Annotated in this window: 16 protein-coding genes and 1 other annotated feature; all 16 genes read right to left on the bottom strand. The window is 60.3% G+C overall.

Annotated features, from left to right (window positions below; all coding sequences use genetic code 11):
• Positions 1-152: 152 nt before the first annotated feature.
• Positions 153-3,776, bottom strand: coding sequence for a DNA-directed RNA polymerase subunit beta' (gene rpoC, locus H582_RS0108460; RefSeq protein WP_028598191.1), 3,624 nt, complete (start codon positions 3,774-3,776; stop codon positions 153-155).
• A 31-nt stretch (positions 3,777-3,807) separates the two neighbouring features.
• Entirely contained in the window at positions 3,808-7,353 is a 3,546-nt protein-coding gene (gene rpoB / locus H582_RS0108455; protein WP_028598190.1) for a DNA-directed RNA polymerase subunit beta, read from the bottom strand.
• Positions 7,354-7,786: 433 nt separating this feature from the next.
• Positions 7,787-8,389 (bottom strand): class I SAM-dependent methyltransferase, encoded by a 603-nt coding sequence (locus tag H582_RS0108450; RefSeq protein WP_028598189.1) that lies wholly within the window; start codon positions 8,387-8,389, stop codon positions 7,787-7,789.
• A gap of 89 nt (positions 8,390-8,478) precedes the next feature.
• Positions 8,479-8,841, bottom strand: coding sequence for a 50S ribosomal protein L7/L12 (rplL, locus tag H582_RS0108445; RefSeq protein WP_028598188.1), 363 nt, complete (start codon positions 8,839-8,841; stop codon positions 8,479-8,481).
• Positions 8,842-8,916: 75 nt separating this feature from the next.
• On the bottom strand, positions 8,917-9,420 hold the full coding sequence (gene rplJ, locus H582_RS0108440; protein ID WP_028598187.1) for a 50S ribosomal protein L10: 504 nt from the start codon (positions 9,418-9,420) through the stop codon (positions 8,917-8,919).
• Between the two features lie 62 nt (positions 9,421-9,482).
• Positions 9,483-9,619, bottom strand: a sequence feature (ribosomal protein L10 leader region).
• A 13-nt stretch (positions 9,620-9,632) separates the two neighbouring features.
• Positions 9,633-10,325 carry a 50S ribosomal protein L1 gene (gene rplA, locus H582_RS0108435; RefSeq protein WP_028598186.1) on the bottom strand — a complete coding sequence of 231 codons (693 nt, stop codon included), beginning with the start codon at positions 10,323-10,325 and terminating at the stop codon, positions 9,633-9,635.
• A 113-nt stretch (positions 10,326-10,438) separates the two neighbouring features.
• Entirely contained in the window at positions 10,439-10,864 is a 426-nt protein-coding gene (gene rplK, locus H582_RS0108430; protein WP_021878535.1) for a 50S ribosomal protein L11, read from the bottom strand.
• Between the two features lie 94 nt (positions 10,865-10,958).
• Positions 10,959-11,492, bottom strand: a complete 534-nt coding sequence (gene nusG / locus H582_RS0108425) for a transcription termination/antitermination protein NusG (RefSeq protein ID WP_028598185.1) — start codon at positions 11,490-11,492, stop codon at positions 10,959-10,961.
• Between the two features lie 23 nt (positions 11,493-11,515).
• Entirely contained in the window at positions 11,516-11,725 is a 210-nt protein-coding gene (gene secE / locus H582_RS0108420) for a preprotein translocase subunit SecE (RefSeq protein WP_028598184.1), read from the bottom strand.
• 18 nt (positions 11,726-11,743) lie between these two features.
• Positions 11,744-11,893, bottom strand: coding sequence for a 50S ribosomal protein L33 (gene rpmG, locus H582_RS30840; RefSeq protein WP_084136916.1), 150 nt, complete (start codon positions 11,891-11,893; stop codon positions 11,744-11,746).
• Positions 11,894-12,224: 331 nt separating this feature from the next.
• Positions 12,225-12,875, bottom strand: a complete 651-nt coding sequence (gene sigH / locus H582_RS0108415) for an RNA polymerase sporulation sigma factor SigH (RefSeq protein ID WP_028598183.1) — start codon at positions 12,873-12,875, stop codon at positions 12,225-12,227.
• 230 nt (positions 12,876-13,105) lie between these two features.
• Positions 13,106-13,627: an NYN domain-containing protein gene (locus tag H582_RS0108410; protein WP_028598182.1), complete on the bottom strand. Its 522-nt coding sequence runs from the start codon at positions 13,625-13,627 to the stop codon at positions 13,106-13,108.
• 6 nt (positions 13,628-13,633) lie between these two features.
• Entirely contained in the window at positions 13,634-14,407 is a 774-nt protein-coding gene (rlmB, locus tag H582_RS0108405; protein WP_052333083.1) for a 23S rRNA (guanosine(2251)-2'-O)-methyltransferase RlmB, read from the bottom strand.
• Positions 14,397-14,903 carry a Mini-ribonuclease 3 gene (locus H582_RS26670; RefSeq protein WP_084136913.1) on the bottom strand — a complete coding sequence of 169 codons (507 nt, stop codon included), beginning with the start codon at positions 14,901-14,903 and terminating at the stop codon, positions 14,397-14,399. The genes rlmB and H582_RS26670 overlap by 11 nt, the downstream gene beginning before the upstream one ends.
• Complete coding sequence (cysS, locus tag H582_RS0108395) at positions 14,888-16,360, bottom strand: cysteine--tRNA ligase (RefSeq protein ID WP_028598180.1); 1,473 nt, start codon at positions 16,358-16,360, stop codon at positions 14,888-14,890. Before cysS ends, H582_RS26670 begins: the two co-directional genes overlap by 16 nt.
• Positions 16,357-17,070 (bottom strand): serine O-acetyltransferase, encoded by a 714-nt coding sequence (cysE, locus tag H582_RS26665; RefSeq protein ID WP_052333082.1) that lies wholly within the window; start codon positions 17,068-17,070, stop codon positions 16,357-16,359. The genes cysS and cysE overlap by 4 nt, the downstream gene beginning before the upstream one ends.
• Positions 17,071-17,258 lie beyond the last annotated feature (188 nt).

Here is a 17,258-nt window from a genome sequence, read left to right as displayed (position 1 = left end):
CACAGGCACACTTCGATATACTACCACTAGTCGAATGTCCATGTCAAGAAGACTCGTCCATTCTTTCGCGCCGCATGTCAAGCCTCGCAGCAGCGGCAGCTGACCGCATGGCATGGTCAGCTGCCGCTCTGGAGAAGCTTGCCGCCTTGGGCTTAGGACTCGACCGCGACCGACTCGCCGAGCTCCTCGCCGGTCGTTTGGATTTCGTCCTCCTGGCCGACGAAGCGGATGCTGCGGTAACGGTTCATGCCCGTACCCGCCGGAATCAGCTTGCCGATGATGACGTTCTCCTTGAGTCCAAGCAGCTGGTCGACCTTGCCTTTGATAGCGGCGTCGGTAAGGACGCGGGTCGTCTCCTGGAAGGAAGCTGCGGAGAGGAAGGAGTCCGTCTCCAGCGAGGCTTTGGTGATGCCGAGCAGCACCGGCTTGGCGACCGCCGGCTCGCGGCCGGACAGAAGCACCTCGCGGTTGGCTGCCTCGTATTCATGCACGTCGACGAATGCTCCCGGCAGCAGCTTCGTGTCGCCCGCATCGACGATGCGGATCTTGCGCAGCATCTGCTTGATCATGACCTCGACGTGCTTGTCGTTGATTTCTACGCCCTGGTTCCGATAGACGCGTTGGACTTCCTGCAGAATGTAATTCTGCACTCCGCGGATGCCTTTGATGCGCAGCATTTCCTTCGGATCGATGGAGCCGTCCGTAAGCTCGTCGCCGGCTTCCAGATGCTGGCCCTCGATCACGCGGATCCGCGAGCCGTAGCTGACCGGATACACTTTCGACTCGGCTTCGCCTTGGACTTCGATCTCGCGGCGGTCCTTCGTCTCGCGGATGCTTTTGACGACGCCGTCGAGCTCGCTGATGATGGCCTGGCCTTTCGGGTTGCGCGCCTCGAACAGCTCCTGGATACGCGGCAAACCTTGCGTGATGTCGTCGCCCGCAACGCCGCCGGTATGGAATGTACGCATCGTGAGCTGGGTTCCCGGCTCGCCGATCGATTGCGCCGCGATGATGCCGACGGCTTCGCCGATCTCGACATGCTTGCCGGTCGCCAGGTTGCGGCCGTAGCAGATCTTGCAGACGCCGTGGCGGGCGCGGCAGCTCAGCACGGAGCGGATCTGCAGCTTCTCGATGCCGGCGTTCACGATCGCATCGGCTTTCGTAGCATCGATCAGGTCGTTGCGGGCAACGATGACTTCGCCGGTCTCCGGATGGCGGACGGTCTCGAACGAGTAGCGTCCCTCGATGCGGTCGAACAGGTCCTCGATGACTTCCTTGCCGTCCTGGATCTTGGAGACGGTGATGCCTTTGTCCGAGCCGCAATCGTCCTCGCGGACGATGACGTCCTGCGCGACGTCGACGAGCCGGCGGGTCAGGTAGCCGGAGTCGGCGGTACGAAGCGCCGTATCGGCAAGACCTTTACGCGCGCCGTGCGTCGAGATGTAGTACTCGAGGACGGTCAGGCCTTCGCGGAAGTTGGACTTGATCGGAAGCTCGATGATTCGGCCGGACGGGTTCGCCATCAGGCCGCGCATGCCGCCCAGCTGGGTGATCTGCGACTTGTTGCCCCGTGCCTTGGAATCGACCATGAGCATGATGGAATTGTAGCGGTCCATCGATTTCATGAGGATGTCCGTAATCTGGTCCTTGGTCTTGCTCCAGATCTCGATGACGCGGTCGTAGCGCTCTTCGTTCGTAATCAGGCCGCGGCGGTACTGATTCGTGACGATCTTGACCTTCTCGTCGGATTCCTTGAGAATCTCGACCTTCTCCGGAGGCACGATGACGTCGGAGACGGCGACCGTGATGCCCGCGCGGGTGGAGTAGGTGAAGCCGAGCTCCTTGATCTTGTCGAGGATCATGGACGTGCGCGTCGTATGGTACAGGCGGAAGCACTCGGCGATCAGCAGGCCGAGATATTCCTTGCCGACGGCGCCCATCTGCGGCACGTTGTCGAGGAACGTGTTCAGATCCGCGCCTTTTTCGTAGACGAAGTATTTATCCGGCGTTCCGTCCATCAAGTTGGTCTTGGTCGCCTCGTTGATGTACGGGAACGAGCTCGGGAAGATCTCGTTGAAGATGACCTTGCCGACCGTCGTCGAGATGAGCGAGCGGTTCTGCTCTTCCGTAAAGGCGTCCTTGCGAAGCACCTTCGCCGGAATGAAGATCCGCGCATGCAGCGAGACAATGCCGCGCTGGTAGGCGGAGATCGCTTCGTTGACCGTGCCGAACACGGAGCCGGAGCCGAGAGCTTCCTTGTTGTCCATCGTCAGATAGAAGGAGCCCAGGACCATATCCTGCGAAGGCGTGACGACCGGCTTGCCGTCCTTCGGGTTGAGGATGTTGCCGGCAGCCAGCATGAGCAGGCGCGCTTCGGCTTGGGCCTCGGCGGACAGCGGCACGTGGACGGCCATCTGGTCGCCGTCGAAGTCGGCGTTGTAGGCCGTACATACGAGCGGATGCAGCTTGATCGCCTTGCCTTCGACGAGGATCGGCTCGAACGCCTGGATGCCCAGACGGTGAAGCGTAGGAGCGCGGTTCAGCAGGACCGGATGCTCCTTGATGACTTCCTCGAGCACATCCCACACCTCGGCGCTGACGCGCTCGACCTTGCGCTTCGCACTTTTGATGTTATGCGCGAGGCCTTTGTTCACGAGCTCTTTCATGACGAAAGGCTTGAACAGCTCCAGCGCCATCTCCTTCGGAAGACCGCATTGGTACATCTTCAGGTTCGGGCCGACGACGATAACCGAACGGCCGGAGTAGTCGACGCGCTTGCCGAGCAGGTTTTGCCGGAAGCGGCCTTGCTTGCCCTTCAGCATGTGGCTGAGGGACTTCAGCGGACGGTTGCCCGGTCCGGTGACCGGACGGCCGCGGCGGCCGTTGTCGATGAGGGCATCGACGGCTTCCTGCAGCATCCGCTTCTCGTTCTGTACGATAATGTCCGGCGCGCCAAGGTCGAGCAGGCGCTTCAGACGGTTGTTGCGGTTGATGACCCGGCGATACAGGTCGTTGAGGTCGGAGGTCGCGAAGCGGCCGCCGTCGAGCTGGACCATCGGACGGAGCTCCGGCGGAATGACCGGGAGCACGTCGAGGATCATCCAATCCGGCTTGTTGCCGGAATGGCGGAACGCCTCGATGACCTCAAGACGCTTGATGGCGCGGTTGCGGCGCTGGCCTTGGGCCGTGCGCAGCTCTTCCTTCAGCTGGTCGAGCTCGCGCTCCACGTCGATGTCCTGGAGCAGCTTCTTGACCGCCTCGGCGCCCATGCCGGCATGGAAGCCGTAGCCGTACTTCTCGCGGTAGCTGCGGTATTCCTTTTCGGAGAGCAGCTGCTTCTTCTCCAGCGGCGTCTCGCCCGGATCGGTGACGACGTAGCTGGCGAAGTAGATGATTTCCTCGAGCGAGCGGGGCGACATGTCCAGCGCCAGCCCCATCCGGCTCGGGATGCCTTTGAAGTACCAGATATGGGAGACCGGAGCGGCGAGCTCGATATGGCCCATCCGCTCGCGGCGGACTTTGGCGCGAGTGACTTCTACGCCGCAGCGGTCGCAGACGACGCCTTTGTAGCGCACGCGCTTGTACTTGCCGCAATGGCACTCCCAGTCCTTGGTCGGTCCGAAGATCTTCTCGCAGAAGAGACCTTCTTTCTCCGGCTTGAGCGTCCTATAGTTAATGGTCTCGGGCTTCTTGACTTCTCCGCGGGACCAAGAGCGAATCTTTTCCGGCGATGCAAGGCCGATCTTCATGTACTCGAAGTTGTTCACGTCCAACAAGGAGCAACCCTCCTTCATTCAAGTATGGCTCTTATTCCACGCCTGCTTCGGCGCCTTCCAGGTTCAGGTTGAGCTTGTCGCCCGTGCCCTCTTCCTCGTCGTCGATTTCCTTCATCTCGATCTCGTCCTCGTTCTCGTTGAGGATCTTGACGTCCATGCCGAGGGACTGCAGCTCCTTGATGAGGACCTTGAACGACTCCGGAACGCCAGGCTCCGGCACGTTCTCGCCCTTGACGATCGACTCGTAGGTCTTGACGCGGCCGACGACGTCGTCGGACTTGACCGTCAGAATCTCCTGCAGGGTATACGCCGCGCCGTATGCCTCCAGCGCCCATACCTCCATCTCGCCGAAGCGCTGGCCGCCGAACTGGGCCTTGCCGCCGAGCGGCTGCTGCGTAACGAGGGAGTAAGGACCCGTGGAGCGGGCGTGGATCTTGTCGTCGACCATGTGCGCCAGCTTGATCATGTACATGACGCCGACCGTAACTTCGCGCTCGAAGCGCTCGCCGGTCCGCCCGTCGTACAGGACGGTCTTGCCGTTGCGCTGCATGCCGGCTTCTTCCATCGTGTCGAAGACGTCATACTCGCGCGCTCCGTCGAATACCGGCGTAGCCGCGTGGATGCCGAGGCGCTTGCACGCCATGCCGAGGTGGACTTCCAGCACCTGGCCGATATTCATCCGGGAAGGAACGCCCAGCGGGTTGAGAACGACCTCGACCGGCGTGCCGTCCGGCAGGAACGGCATGTCTTCTTCCGGCAGGATGCGGGCGATGACGCCCTTGTTGCCGTGGCGTCCGGCCATTTTGTCGCCTTCGGAAATCTTCCGCTTCTGCGCGATGTAGACGCGCACCAGCTGGTTGACGCCCGGCGGCAGCTCGTCGCCGTTCTCGCGGGTGAACACCTTGACGTCGACGACGATGCCGTCGGTGCCGTGCGGCACGCGCAGGCTCGTGTCGCGGACCTCGCGCGCCTTCTCGCCGAAGATGGCGTGCAGCAGGCGCTCTTCCGCGGTCAGCTCCGTCACGCCTTTAGGCGTTACCTTGCCGACGAGGATGTCTCCGGCGCTGATCTCCGCGCCGACGCGGATGATGCCGCGCTCGTCGAGGTTTTTAAGCGCCTCTTCGCCGACGTTCGGGATGTCGCGGGTGATCTCTTCGGGTCCGAGCTTCGTGTCGCGGGCTTCGGACTCGTATTCCTCAATGTGGATGGACGTGTATACGTCTTCCTTGACCAGCTTCTCGCTGAGCAGGATCGCATCCTCGTAGTTGTAGCCTTCCCAGGTCATGAACGCGACGACGACGTTGCGGCCGAGCGCGAGCTCGCCCTGCTCCGTGGACGGGCCGTCCGCGAGGATGTCGCCTTTTTTGACGATATCGCCTTTGCGGGCGAGCGGACGCTGGTTGATGCAGGTGCCTTGGTTGGAGCGGGTGAACTTGTGCAGCTTGTGCTTGATGAGATCTCCCGTCACCTGCTTGCCGTCGACGTTCTCGACGCGGCGCACCCAGATTTCATTGGCCGAGGCGCGCTCGATGACGCCGTCGTGCTTGGACACGATGCAGACGCCCGAGTCCTTGGCCGACTTGTGCTCCATGCCGGTGCCGACGAGCGGCGCCTTCGGAATGAGGAGCGGCACCGCTTGCCGCTGCATGTTGGAGCCCATGAGCGCGCGGTTGGAGTCATCGTTCTCGAGGAACGGAATGAGCGCCGTCGCGACCGAAACGACCTGCTTCGGCGAGACGTCCATGTAGTCGACGCGCTCGGTCGGCATCGTCAGGATGTTGTCGGCCTGCTTGTTGTAGCGGACGATGACCTGATCGTCGATGAACCGGCTGTCTTCTCCGAGCAGCGCGTTCGCCTGGGCGATGACGTAGTTGTCCTCTTCATCTGCCGTCAGATAGGCGATCTGCTCGGTGACGACGCCCGTTTTCGGATCGACCCAGCGGTACGGAGCCTCGATGAAGCCGTACTCGTTGATGCGGGCGAAGCTGGACAAGGAGTTGATCAGACCGATGTTCGGTCCCTCCGGCGTCTCGATCGGGCACATCCGGCCATAGTGGGAATGGTGGACGTCGCGGACTTCCATGCCGGCGCGCTCGCGTGTCAGACCGCCCGGTCCGAGAGCGGACAGACGGCGCTTATGCGTCAGCTCGGCCAGCGGGTTCGTCTGGTCCATGAACTGCGACAGCTGCGAGGAGCCGAAGAACTCCTTGATCGACGCGATGACCGGACGAATATTGATGAGCGCCTGCGGCGTGATGGCGTTGGCGTCCTGGATCGACATGCGCTCGCGCACGACGCGCTCCATGCGGGAGAGGCCGATGCGGAACTGGTTCTGCAGCAGCTCGCCTACGGAACGGAGGCGGCGGTTGCCGAGATGGTCGATGTCGTCCGTGCTGCCTACGCCGTGCAGCAGGTTGATGAAATAGTTGATCGACGAAATGATGTCCGCCGGCGTGATGTGCTTGACGGATTTGTCGATGACGTCGTTGGAGATGACTTTGATGATTTTGCCATCTTCGTTCGGCGCGAATACGCTGATCGTCTGGAGTGGGATACTATTCGCATCCATGACGCCGCCCGCGACCTGGTGCACCTTGCTGCTGAGCTTGTTCTCCAGATGAGGGAGCAGCTCGTCGAGCAGGCGGCGGTCGATCATCTGGCCGGCTTCGGCCAGAATCTCGCCAGTCGAGGTGTCCACAAGCGTTTCCGCCAGGCGCTGATTGAAGAGGCGGTTCTTGATATGAAGCTTTTTATTGATCTTGTACCGGCCGACGTTGGCCAGATCATAGCGTTTCGGGTCGAAGAAGCGCGCGACGAGCAAGCTCTTGGCGTTGTCCAGCGTCGGCGGCTCGCCCGGACGAAGGCGCTCGTAGATCTCGATCAGAGCTTTCTCCGTCGAGTCCGTGTTGTCCTTGTCCAGCGTATTCTTGATGTACTCGTCCTGTCCGAGCAAGTCCAGAATCTCGGCATCGGTGCCGAAGCCGAGGGCGCGAAGAAGCACCGTTACCGGAATTTTCCGGGTACGGTCGATGCGCACATAGATGATGTCCTTGGCGTCGGTCTCGAGCTCCAGCCAGGCGCCCCGGTTCGGAATGACGGTAGCCGTGTAGGTGCGCTTGCCGTTCTTGTCGACCTTCGTGCTGAAGTAGACGCTGGGTGAGCGTACCAATTGGCTGACGATGACGCGCTCCGCACCATTGATGATGAAGGTGCCCGTCTCGGTCATCAGCGGAAAATCGCCCATGAACACTTCCTGTTCCTTGACCTCGCCTGTTTCCTTGTTAAGGAGCCTTACCTTAACGCGCAGCGGCGCGGCATACGTAACGTCGCGTTCTTTCGACTCATCGACCGAATACTTCGGCTCTCCGAGACTGTAATCGATGAATTCCAACGAAAGATTTCCCGTGAAGTCCTGGATCGGCGAAATGTCCTGGAAGAGCTCCAGCAGATCGCTGTCCAAAAACTTCTCGTAAGACTTTTGTTGGATTTCAATCAAGTTCGGAACCTCGAGCACTTCGTGAATCCGGTTATAGCTCCTACGCGTGCGTCGACCATACTGAACAAGTTGTCCTGCCAACTTAACCTCACCCCTCATGTCTGCTTCTCAGCTTGATAAGCGCACTCATGACTAGACCGCACAGCCCGTTCACCATCGACTTCCTGCTTGAAATCAAGGATCGGCGTGGTAAATAAAGAAAAGCCCTTATCGAATAGGGTTCGAAAAAAGAGCATGCTTCCGGCCTGGAACCTCGGCCTCTCCACGGATGAGCCACCGCAGGAGAGACGGTCTCCTATCATGTAATTTTGCCCAAAATCTAAACATTATACGTCAAAAACCAGATTTGTATGCGCGCGGCATCAAATAAAAAATTCTTGACATTTTAGCGGACTAAAGAGATTCCGCCTATTTTAATGCTGACATTTTATAATATTAACACAACCGTTTGGGCGAGTCAAGAAAAATGAGAATAGGGTCTCTTTTCAAGTCACGCGCTTTCTGCTTGCGCCTGTCAGCCCTTGATCGCCTTGAAAATGCGGAAGCCTTTGTCCTTGCCGATCTCGACGACTTTGCCGAAAAGCTGCTGCAGCTTGGCTTCCGCCGACGGGGCTCCCTGTTTTTTCTGAATGACGACCCACATGCTTCCGCCGGGCTTCAGCAGCTCCGCCCCTTCTTCGAAAATACGGTGCACGACCGCCTTGCCCGCGCGAATCGGCGGGTTCGTCAAGATGACATCGAACTTTTCCAAGCCGGCTGCCGCTTCGTATAAATCGCTTTGCCGGATGTCGACGTTCGCAATTTCATTGCTGCGTGCATTTTCCCGCGCCAGCTCGACCGCCCGCTCGTTGATGTCGAGCAGCACCGCTTGTCCCTTCGGCGCAAGCCGGGCGGCAGTCAGTCCGATCGGCCCATAGCCGCAGCCGACGTCCAGCACCCGGTCCGCTTCTCCGATCTGCATCTGTTCGATGAGAAAGCGGCTCCCGTAATCGATGCCCCCTTTGGAAAACACGCCGTTGTCCGTCCAGAACCGGAACGAAAAGCCGCGCAGCGTCGTCTGATGCTGCTGCCGATTTTCCTTGGCATCGGGCGTTTTGGAATAGTAGTGCTCCGCCATGCCGGATGGCTCCCTTCGCGTTAATTAGAAAGAGAACCCCTTGGAGCCGGAAAGGTTCCAAGGGGTTCCGTGCTGCGCGGGGGCAGCTATTACTTCACTTCTACCGCAGCGCCAGCTTCTTCAAGCTTCGCTTTAACGGCTTCAGCGTCTTCTTTGGATACTTTTTCTTTGATTGCTTTTGGAGCGTTGTCAACGACTTCTTTCGCTTCTTTCAGGCCCAGGCCCGTCAGTTCGCGAACGACTTTGATGACGTTGATTTTGGAAGCGCCTGCGCTCGTCAGGATAACGTCGAATTCGGATTGCTCGGCAACTTCTGCAGCGCCGCCGCCAGCAGCTACAACCGTAGGTGCAGCAGCCGTTACGCCGAATTCTTCTTCGATTGCTTTAACGAGATCGTTCAGTTCCAGAACGTTCATGCCTTTGATGGCTTCAAGAATTTGCTCTTTGCTCATGGGTGAACCTCCATTGGGGTTTTATTTTTTTGGGTCTATCCGATTCCGGCTAAGCCGGCTTGCATTTGCGTTCGCTTACGCTTCCGCCTCTTGCTTTTCTGCGACTGCTTTGACCGCGAGGGCAAAGTTGCGCATAGGAGCTTGGAGGACGCTGAGGAGCATGGACAGGAGACCGTCGCGGGACGGAAGCTCAGCCAGCGCCTTGATTTGGTCCGCGCCTACGACTTGGCCTTCGAGCACGCCGCCTTTCAGTTTCAGGGCGTCGTTCTTTTTGGCGAAGTCGTTGAGAATCTTGGCCGGAGCGACAACGTCGTCGCCGCCGAAGGCGATTGCCGTCGGGCCCGTCAGAACTTCGTTCAGCGCGGCCATTTCAGCCGATTCCGTCGCACGGCGGACGAGGGAGTTTTTGAGAACCTGGAACTCGATGCCCGCTTCGCGAAGCTGCTTGCGCAGTTCCGTTACTTGAGCCACGTTCAGTCCGCGGTAGTCAGCCACAACCGTCGTCGTGCTAGCTTTCAGCTTGGAGGAGATCTCTTCCACCTGCTGCTGCTTGGACTCGATTACTTTTGCATTTGCCATTTTGGTGTACACCTCCCGTAGTAATATCTCGTGCATCCTTCGATCGGTCGACCTTCATCATGCCGGGCATGAATAAAGGCCTCCGCCAAGACAGCGAAGGCCATGATGGTCCGTTTCCGAGAAACGTTTATCATAACACCTCGGTAGGAGATTAAGCCCGGAGGGCGCCTACTGTCTTAGGCATGCGTGTTCTGAAGTTGGAATCGCAGCTCTTAGCGGAAGTTGGACACGTTGACGCGAGCGCCAGGTCCCATCGTCGAAGATACCGCGATGTTTTTCAGGTAAACCCCTTTGGCCGAAGCCGGCTTCGCACGGTTCAGCGCGTCAAGCAGCGCTTTGAGGTTCTCGTTCAGCTTTCCCGCATCGAACGATACCTTGCCGATTGGAGCATGGATTTGACCTGCACGGTCAAGGCGGTATTCGATCTTACCGGCTTTGATCTCCTGAACAGCCTTCGTCACGTCGAACGTTACCGTACCGGCTTTCGGGTTAGGCATGAGGCCCTTGCCGCCGAGGATCCGTCCGAGCTTTCCGACTTCGGCCATCATGTCAGGCGTAGCCACGCAGACATCGAATTCGAACCAGCCTTGCTGGATTTTGTTGATCATGTCCGCATCGCCGACATAGTCAGCGCCTGCAGCTTCGGCTTCCTTCGCTTTGTCGCCTTTGGCGAATACGAGGACGCGCTTCGTTTTGCCGGTACCGTGCGGAAGTACGACGACACCGCGTACGGCCTGGTCTTGTTTCCGCGGGTCTACGCCCAGGCGGACTGCCACTTCGACGGACTCGTCGAATTTGGCGGTTGCAGCTTTTTTCACGAGCTCGATCGCTTCGGCCGGCTCGTAAGTCGCTTCGCTGTCGATCAGCTTGGCGGCTTCCAGGTACTTCTTGCCATGCTTGGCCATGTTGAACTTCCTCCTTGTGTGGTAAGTAGCGGAACGCGCTGCTAGCAGGCGCTCCTCCCACAGCGAAACCGATCGTTCCGCTCAGGGCGGCGATCCGAGATCGCCGGACGCGATTAGTCGACGATCGTGACGCCCATGCTGCGGGCGGTACCTTCGACCATGCGCATTGCAGCTTCTACGGATGCAGCGTTGAGATCCTGCATTTTTTGTTCCGCGATCTCGCGAACCTTGGAACGGTTGACCGTAGCGACCTTCTTCTTGTTCGGCTCGCCGGAGCCCTTCTCGATGCCTGCTGCTACGCGGAGCAGTACGGCAGCTGGAGGAGTCTTCGTCTCGAACGTGAAGGAACGGTCTTCGAATACGGTGATGACGACCGGAATGATCAGGCCGGCTTGATCCGCCGTACGCGCGTTGAATTCCTTACAGAACGCCATGATGTTGACGCCTGCTTGACCGAGTGCAGGACCGATTGGCGGAGCCGGGTTGGCTTTGCCTGCCGGAACTTGCAGCTTGACCAGCTTGATGACCTTTTTTGCCATGAGTTACACCTCCTGCGATCCAACTATAACGCTGCGCGATCGCTCGCGCCCCGACCTCCAGAGAACCCCTGGAAAGCCGGAAACAACCGGTTCATTATACCTTCTCGACCTGCGTGTAGTCAAGTTCAACCGGGGTTTCCCGTCCGAACATGTTCACATGCACCTTGAGCTTGTTTTTGTCGAGCTGAATCTCTTCGATGACTCCGACAAAATTGGCGAACGGACCCACGGTCACGCGCACGGTTTCCTTGAGCTCGAACTCCATCTTCGGCTTCGGTTCCGACATCCCCATATGGTTGAGGATCGCGTCCACTTCCTCAGGAAGCAGCGCCGTCGGCTTGGAGCCGGATCCGGTCGAGCCTACGAATCCCGTTACGCCGGGCGTATTGCGGACGACATACCACGAATCGTCGGTCTGGATCATCTCTACCAGGACGTAGCCCGGGTAGACTTTGCGCATGACGGTCTTCTTCTTGCCGTCCTTGTTCACGATCTCTTCTTCCATCGGAACAAGCACGCGGAAGATCTTGTCCTCCATGCCCATGGATTCGACGCGGCGCTCGAGGTTGGCCTTCACCTTGTTCTCATAGCCCGAGTAAGTATGAACCACATACCATCGTTTTTCCATTCCAATCCACCTTTGGACCCTTCTTAAACGATCAGTTCAACCAATGACGAGATCCCGATGTCAAGAAGCCAAAAGTAAATCGTCACAAACACGATCGTCACGAGCACGACGAGCGTATAGCTTGTCAACTCTTTACGGTTTGGCCAGCGTACTTTCTTAAGCTCAGCCCAGCTGTCTGCGAAGAAACCGAATGTTGACCCGAAGTTCTGCTTGATCCTTGCAAGAAAAGCCATCTGGTCCCACCTCCATGACTATCTTGTCTCGCGGTGAGGAGTGTGTTCATTGCAGAACTTGCAGAACTTCCTCATCTCCATACGGTCGGGGTGATTACGCTTGTTCTTGGTGTTGGTGTAATTCCGCTGCTTGCAGCTCGTGCAAGCCAGGGTAATGATAACCCGCATTAAAGTCACCTCCCGATCGCATAAATGAATGCCGCACAACGTGCGAACGGACTCAAAGAGGCCTCAGGCCTGATCCGAGTCACTCTAAGTACCTTATCATACGGGATTCTTGCATGTCAACGCAATTCCTAGGGGCCGGCAGCGCCGGGAAGCCGCGCCGCGCGCGCGAAGTCGCCTCTCGCCCGCGCTCGCTCCGGGACCGGAAAATGAAAGCATCGGGTCTTCCGAATCCGCCCGCAGCTGTTCCTCGCCGTACCAGTATCGACAGTCTCATAGAATTCTATAACAAAAAAAGACCCCGCAGGGTCGTGCCGGCTCGAGGGCCGGCGGTTCAGATGCTGACGTCGCGCAGCTCCAAGTACTTCTCCAGCTTGCGCTTCACCCGTTGAAGGGCGTTGTCGATGGACTTGACGTGACGGTCCAGATCGACGGCGATCTCCTGGTACGAGCGTCCGTCGAGATACAGCATGAGCACCTTGCGCTCGAGATCGCTGAGAATCTCGGACATCTTGTCCTCCAGCCCGACGAACTCCTCCTGATTGATGAGGAGCTCCTCCGGATCGCTGACCCGCGTGCCGCAGATGACGTCCAGCAGCGTACGGTCGGAATCCTCGTCGTAGATGGGCTTGTCCAGAGAAACATAGGAGTTGAGCGGGATATGCTTCTGGCGGGTCGCGGTCTTGATGGCCGTAATGATCTGCCGGGTGATGCACAGCTCGGCGAACGCCTTGAAGGAAGCGAGCTTGTCCCCGCGGAAGTCGCGGATCGACTTGTAGAGTCCGATCATGCCCTCCTGCACGATATCCTCCCGGTCGGCGCCGATGAGGAAGTACGAGCGGGCTTTGGCCCGGACAAAGTTCCGGTACTTGTTGATCAGGTATTCCAGCGCTTCGCTGTCGCCTATGCGCACCGCCTCGACGACGTCCTCATCCGTTCGGCAGTCATAATCATGCGTACTCCATTCTCTGAGGTCGATGCTCACAAACAATCCCTCCGGCCTGCAAAGCGTGCACAGCTAGTCTATTGGTAGCATTTGATGGCGGTCATATTTCCCAAAAAAGAATAAGCCAAGTATACAAGACGTCTCTTGACATCGTCAACGCAAACGAGCGTTCTATAATGGATAAAAGTGGTTGGAATCGGGCTCGAATGGATTGAAACCGCTATCTCCGCGGCAATTTTATTTACATGTTTTTAACGCAATGACGATTGTCACTCTCCGCGCCTCATCCGTTCGAGCTTCATCCGGGCGTCCAGGCTGAGGTTTCCGTCGATCGTATTGCGGCTTTTGGGCGTATCGTCCTTCAGCGAGCGGGCGATCTGCCGCCGGTTCTGGTCGAGCTCCAGCTGCAGCTCCCGCGCGGACAGCCGGAGAGCGCCCTTGCCGAAGGCGACATGCTGCTCGACGGAGTCCGACGTCGCGACGTAGATGCTCCGGCTGCGCTTGCGCAGCTCCCCGGACAAGCGCTCGATGCATTCGTCAGCCGTCTCCTTTTCCTTGGTGAAGACGACCGTGATCTTATGCTGCTTGTAGGCGGAACGGCTGCCTGCCACCTGATGGGCGTCGAACACGACATAAACTTCCATGCCGGTGAAGCCCTGGTAATCGGCGAGCAGATGGAGCAGCCGCTCCCTCGCTTCCTCGAGGTTCGCTTCCTTGAGGCGCTCCAGCTCCGGCCAGGCGCCGATGATGTTGTAGCCGTCCACCAGCAGGACGTCCGGCTGCCGTGCCACGGCGGACTAGACGCTCCCGCGCTGCCGCACGACCTCGTACATCAGCACGCCGGCGGCGACGGAGGCGTTGAGGGAATTGAGCTGGCCGAGCATCGGCAGCTTCACGAGGAAGTCGCATTTCTCCCGGATGAGGCGTCCCATGCCCTTCGCCTCGTTGCCGATGACGAGCGCGAGCGGCAGGTTGAAGTCGGTCCGGTACACGTCCTGGCTCGCGCTGACGTCCGCGCCCGCGATCCAGATGCCCTCCTCCTTGAGCGTCTCGATCGTCTGCGCCAGGTTGGTCACGCGCGCCACCGGCACATGCTCGGCCGCTCCGGCCGAGGTCTTCCACACGGTCGCGGTCAGGCCGGCGGAGCGGCGCTTCGGAATGATGACGCCGTGCACGCCCGTGCATTCGGCCGTACGGAGGATCGAGCCCAGGTTGTGAGGGTCCTCGATCTCGTCGAGGATGAGCAGCAGCGGCGGTCGGCCGCTCCCCTTGGCCCGCGAGAGCAGCTCGTCCACCTCCGCGTAGCGGTACGCCGCCGCCTGGGCGACGACGCCCTGATGCGCGACGCCGAGGCCAAGCTGGTCGAGCCGGCGCTTGTCGACGAACTGTACGACGATGCCGGCGTTTTTCGCTTCGGCGAGAATCGGACCGACCGACGGCTTCTGCACCGTATCGGCGATCCAGATCTTGTTGAGCTCGCGCCCGGAGCGGAGCGCCTCGAGCACAGGGTGCTTGCCGGCGATCCAGTCCTGCGCCGGCTCGGTTTCTTGATTCGGTTTGTCAGTGCTCATTCATGTTCTCCTTTTGGCGGTCCGCCTCGAGCGCTGCGAACACGGCCGCCATCAATTCCCGGAGCCTCTCGGTCCGGCCTTGATAGTATAGATAGCCGACCAGCCCTTCGAGGGCGGTGGCCAGGCGATAGTCGTGAGGATCGGCGTTGCGCGGAGGCTGGCCGGACTTGGCGTTGCGCGCGCGGCGCACGATGTCCTGCTCCTCCTCGTCGAGCATCGGCGCCCACAGCTCGAGCCAGCGGCGCTGCGCCTTGGCCGAGACGATGCCGGTCGCGGCGCGATGCAGCTGCTGCGGCTTGAGCCGGTCTCCGGCGACGAGATGCTGGCGGACGAGCAGCTCGAACACCGCATCGCCGGCATAGGCGAGCACGACGGGGTTCAGCAGCTCGGGCCGCTTGGAAGGCGCCTCATAAGACAGCGGCTGGAACGTCTGCTCACCGAGCGGAGCGGCGCCGGCCGCCTTCGGATCGATGCCGCCGCTCATTTGCGCCGCCATCGGATGCCCTGCGGCGTATCCTCCAGCAGGATGCCCTGCTCCGCCAGCAGATCGCGGATCTCGTCCGCGCGCTTCCAGTTCTTGTCCGCGCGCGCCTGCGTGCGCTCGGCGATGAGCGCGTCGACCTCGGCGTCCAGCAGTCCCGCCGCCTCGTCCGCCCGCGGCAGCAGGCCGAGCACGCCGTCCATGACGTCCATCAGGCCGAGCAGCGCGCGCAGCGCCGGGGCCGGGGCGACCGGCAGCTTGAGCAGCGCATTCGCCTCGGCGACGAGCTCGAACCAGACCGTGATCGCGTCCGGCGTGTTGAAGTCGTCGTCCAGCTTGGCGGCGAAGCGGTCGCGCAGTCCCCGCAGCCGGCCGTCGAACGGCTCGTCTCCCGTCTGCGGCTCATAGCGCAGCGCGCCGACCGGCGCGTCCAGCCGCGCATGCCAGCCTGCTGCGCCGGAGCCGTCCGGATCGACGGCGCCGAGCCGATGCTCCAGGTTGACGCGGCAGTTGGCGATGCGCACCACGCTGCCGAGCGCCTGCTCCACCGTGTCGTCGCTGAAGTTGAGCGGCGCGCGGTAATGGCCCGACAGCATGAAGTAGCGGATCGCCTCCGGCTTGATGCGCTTCAGCAGCTCGTTCACGGTGATGCCGTTGCCGAGCGACTTCGACATTTTCTGATTGTCGATGTTGATGAATCCGTTGTGCATCCAATAATGCGACAGCGGCTTTCCCGTCAGCGACTCCGACTGCGCGCACTCGCATTCGTGATGCGGGAACTGCAAGTCATGGCCGCCGCCGTGGATGTCCAGCGTATCGCCCAAATATTCGCGGGCCATCGCCGAGCACTCGATATGCCAGCCCGGCCGTCCCGCTCCCCAAGGGCTTTCCCAGCTGATCTCGCCGGGCTTGGCGCCTTTCCAGAGCACGAAGTCCTGCGGGTCCTCCTTGCGCTCGTCGATGCCGATGCGGATGCCGAGCTGCAGCTCCTCGAGGTTTTGATGGGACAGCTGGCCGTATGCGGCGAACGACTTGGTGCGGAAATAGACGTCGCCGCCGCTCGGGTATGCCGCGCCCTTGTCGACCAGCTCGCCGATGAAGGCGACGATCTGCGGAATATGCTCCATGACGCGCGGATTGCGCGTCGCCCGGCGTACGCCCAGCCGCTCCGTGTCCTCGTAGAACGCCTCGATGAAGCGCTCGGCCACCTCCGGCACCGTCGTGCCGAGCTGCTCCGCCTTGCGGATCAGCTTGTCGTCGACATCGGTGAAGTTGACGAGGTAGTCGACCTCATAGCCGACCGCCTCCAGGTAGCGGCGAACGACGTCGAAAAAAATCGCCGGACGCGCGTTGCCGATATGGATATAGTCGTATACGGTCGGGCCGCACACGTACATCTTTACTTTACCCGGCTGCTGGGAGATGAACTCTTCCTGCCTCCGGCTCATCGTATTGTAGATCTGCAGACTCATCGCTGCTGCTCCCCTCCGCCTACCGGCAGCCTGACCTGCCGCTCATGATGCTCCCGGACGTCCCGCTCCGCCGCGCTCTCGCGCAGCTCGCTCACTTGCGTCCTCAGGAGATTGATCTCGTTCTGCATGCTTCGGAACATCTCGATGACCGGATCGGGCAGCTTCGCATGGTCCAGCCGATCCCCGACCTTGAGGCCGTTGCGCTTGACGATGCGCCCGGGGTTGCCGACGACGGTGCTGTTGTCCGGCACCTCTCTCAGCACGACCGAGTTGGACCCGATGTTGCAGTTGTCGCCGACCCGGAACGAGCCGAGCACCTTCGCGCCGGAGCCGATGACGACGTTGCTGCCGATCGTCGGATGGCGCTTGCCCTTCTCCTTGCCCGTGCCCCCGAGCGTGACCCCCTGGTAAATGACGACATCGTCGCCGATCTCGCAGGTTTCCCCGATGACCACGCCCATGCCGTGGTCGATGAACAGCCGGTCGCCGACGCGGGCGCCGGGATGGATCTCGATGCCGGTCATGAACCGGCTCACCTGCGAGACGATGCGCGCCAGCGTGAACAGCCGGCGCTTGAACAGCGCGTGCGCGATCCGATGCGCCCAGATCGCGTGCAGGCCCGAGTACGTGAAGACGACCTCGAAAATGCTGCGCGCGGCGGGATCGTTGTCGAATACGGCCCGAATATCGGATTTGATGTGGCGAATCATGTCTCTAGCCCCCCTTCAGCCTTGACGACAGGACGTGCGTCAGGATGAAAAAAAGCCTCTGCAGCCCAAGGGCTGCAGAGGCGTCGATGGCGCGGTTCCACTCTGCGGTTCAGAACCGTCCGCGGCGCGGACAATCCTGACTCTCGGGCCTGTAACGAAGGCCGGACGTTGCCGCCTACCCCCGGCTC

Origin of the sequence: Paenibacillus pasadenensis DSM 19293, assembly GCF_000422485.1 — a bacterium.
In the GTDB taxonomy this organism is placed as follows: Bacteria; Bacillota; Bacilli; order Paenibacillales; family Paenibacillaceae; genus Paenibacillus_O; species Paenibacillus_O pasadenensis.
This window is presented reverse-complemented; position numbering and strand designations above follow the sequence as displayed.

Excerpts from the sequence above, each read along its gene's own strand:
- H582_RS0108450 (WP_028598189.1), bottom strand. The coding sequence starts at position 8,389 with ATGGCGGAGCACTACTATTCCAAAACGCCCGATGCCAAGGAAAATCGG.
- rplL (WP_028598188.1), bottom strand. The coding sequence starts at position 8,841 with ATGAGCAAAGAGCAAATTCTTGAAGCCATCAAAGGCATGAACGTTCTG.
- rplJ (WP_028598187.1), bottom strand. The coding sequence starts at position 9,420 with ATGGCAAATGCAAAAGTAATCGAGTCCAAGCAGCAGCAGGTGGAAGAG.
- rplA (WP_028598186.1), bottom strand. The coding sequence starts at position 10,325 with ATGGCCAAGCATGGCAAGAAGTACCTGGAAGCCGCCAAGCTGATCGAC.
- rplK (WP_021878535.1), bottom strand. The coding sequence starts at position 10,864 with ATGGCAAAAAAGGTCATCAAGCTGGTCAAGCTGCAAGTTCCGGCAGGC.
- nusG (WP_028598185.1), bottom strand. The coding sequence starts at position 11,492 with ATGGAAAAACGATGGTATGTGGTTCATACTTACTCGGGCTATGAGAAC.
- secE (WP_028598184.1), bottom strand. The coding sequence starts at position 11,725 with ATGGCTTTTCTTGCAAGGATCAAGCAGAACTTCGGGTCAACATTCGGT.
- rpmG (WP_084136916.1), bottom strand. The coding sequence starts at position 11,893 with ATGCGGGTTATCATTACCCTGGCTTGCACGAGCTGCAAGCAGCGGAAT.
- rlmB (WP_052333083.1), bottom strand. The coding sequence starts at position 14,407 with ATGAGCACTGACAAACCGAATCAAGAAACCGAGCCGGCGCAGGACTGG.
- H582_RS26670 (WP_084136913.1), bottom strand. The coding sequence starts at position 14,903 with ATGGCGGCGCAAATGAGCGGCGGCATCGATCCGAAGGCGGCCGGCGCC.
- cysS (WP_028598180.1), bottom strand. The coding sequence starts at position 16,360 with ATGAGTCTGCAGATCTACAATACGATGAGCCGGAGGCAGGAAGAGTTC.
- cysE (WP_052333082.1), bottom strand. The coding sequence starts at position 17,070 with ATGATTCGCCACATCAAATCCGATATTCGGGCCGTATTCGACAACGAT.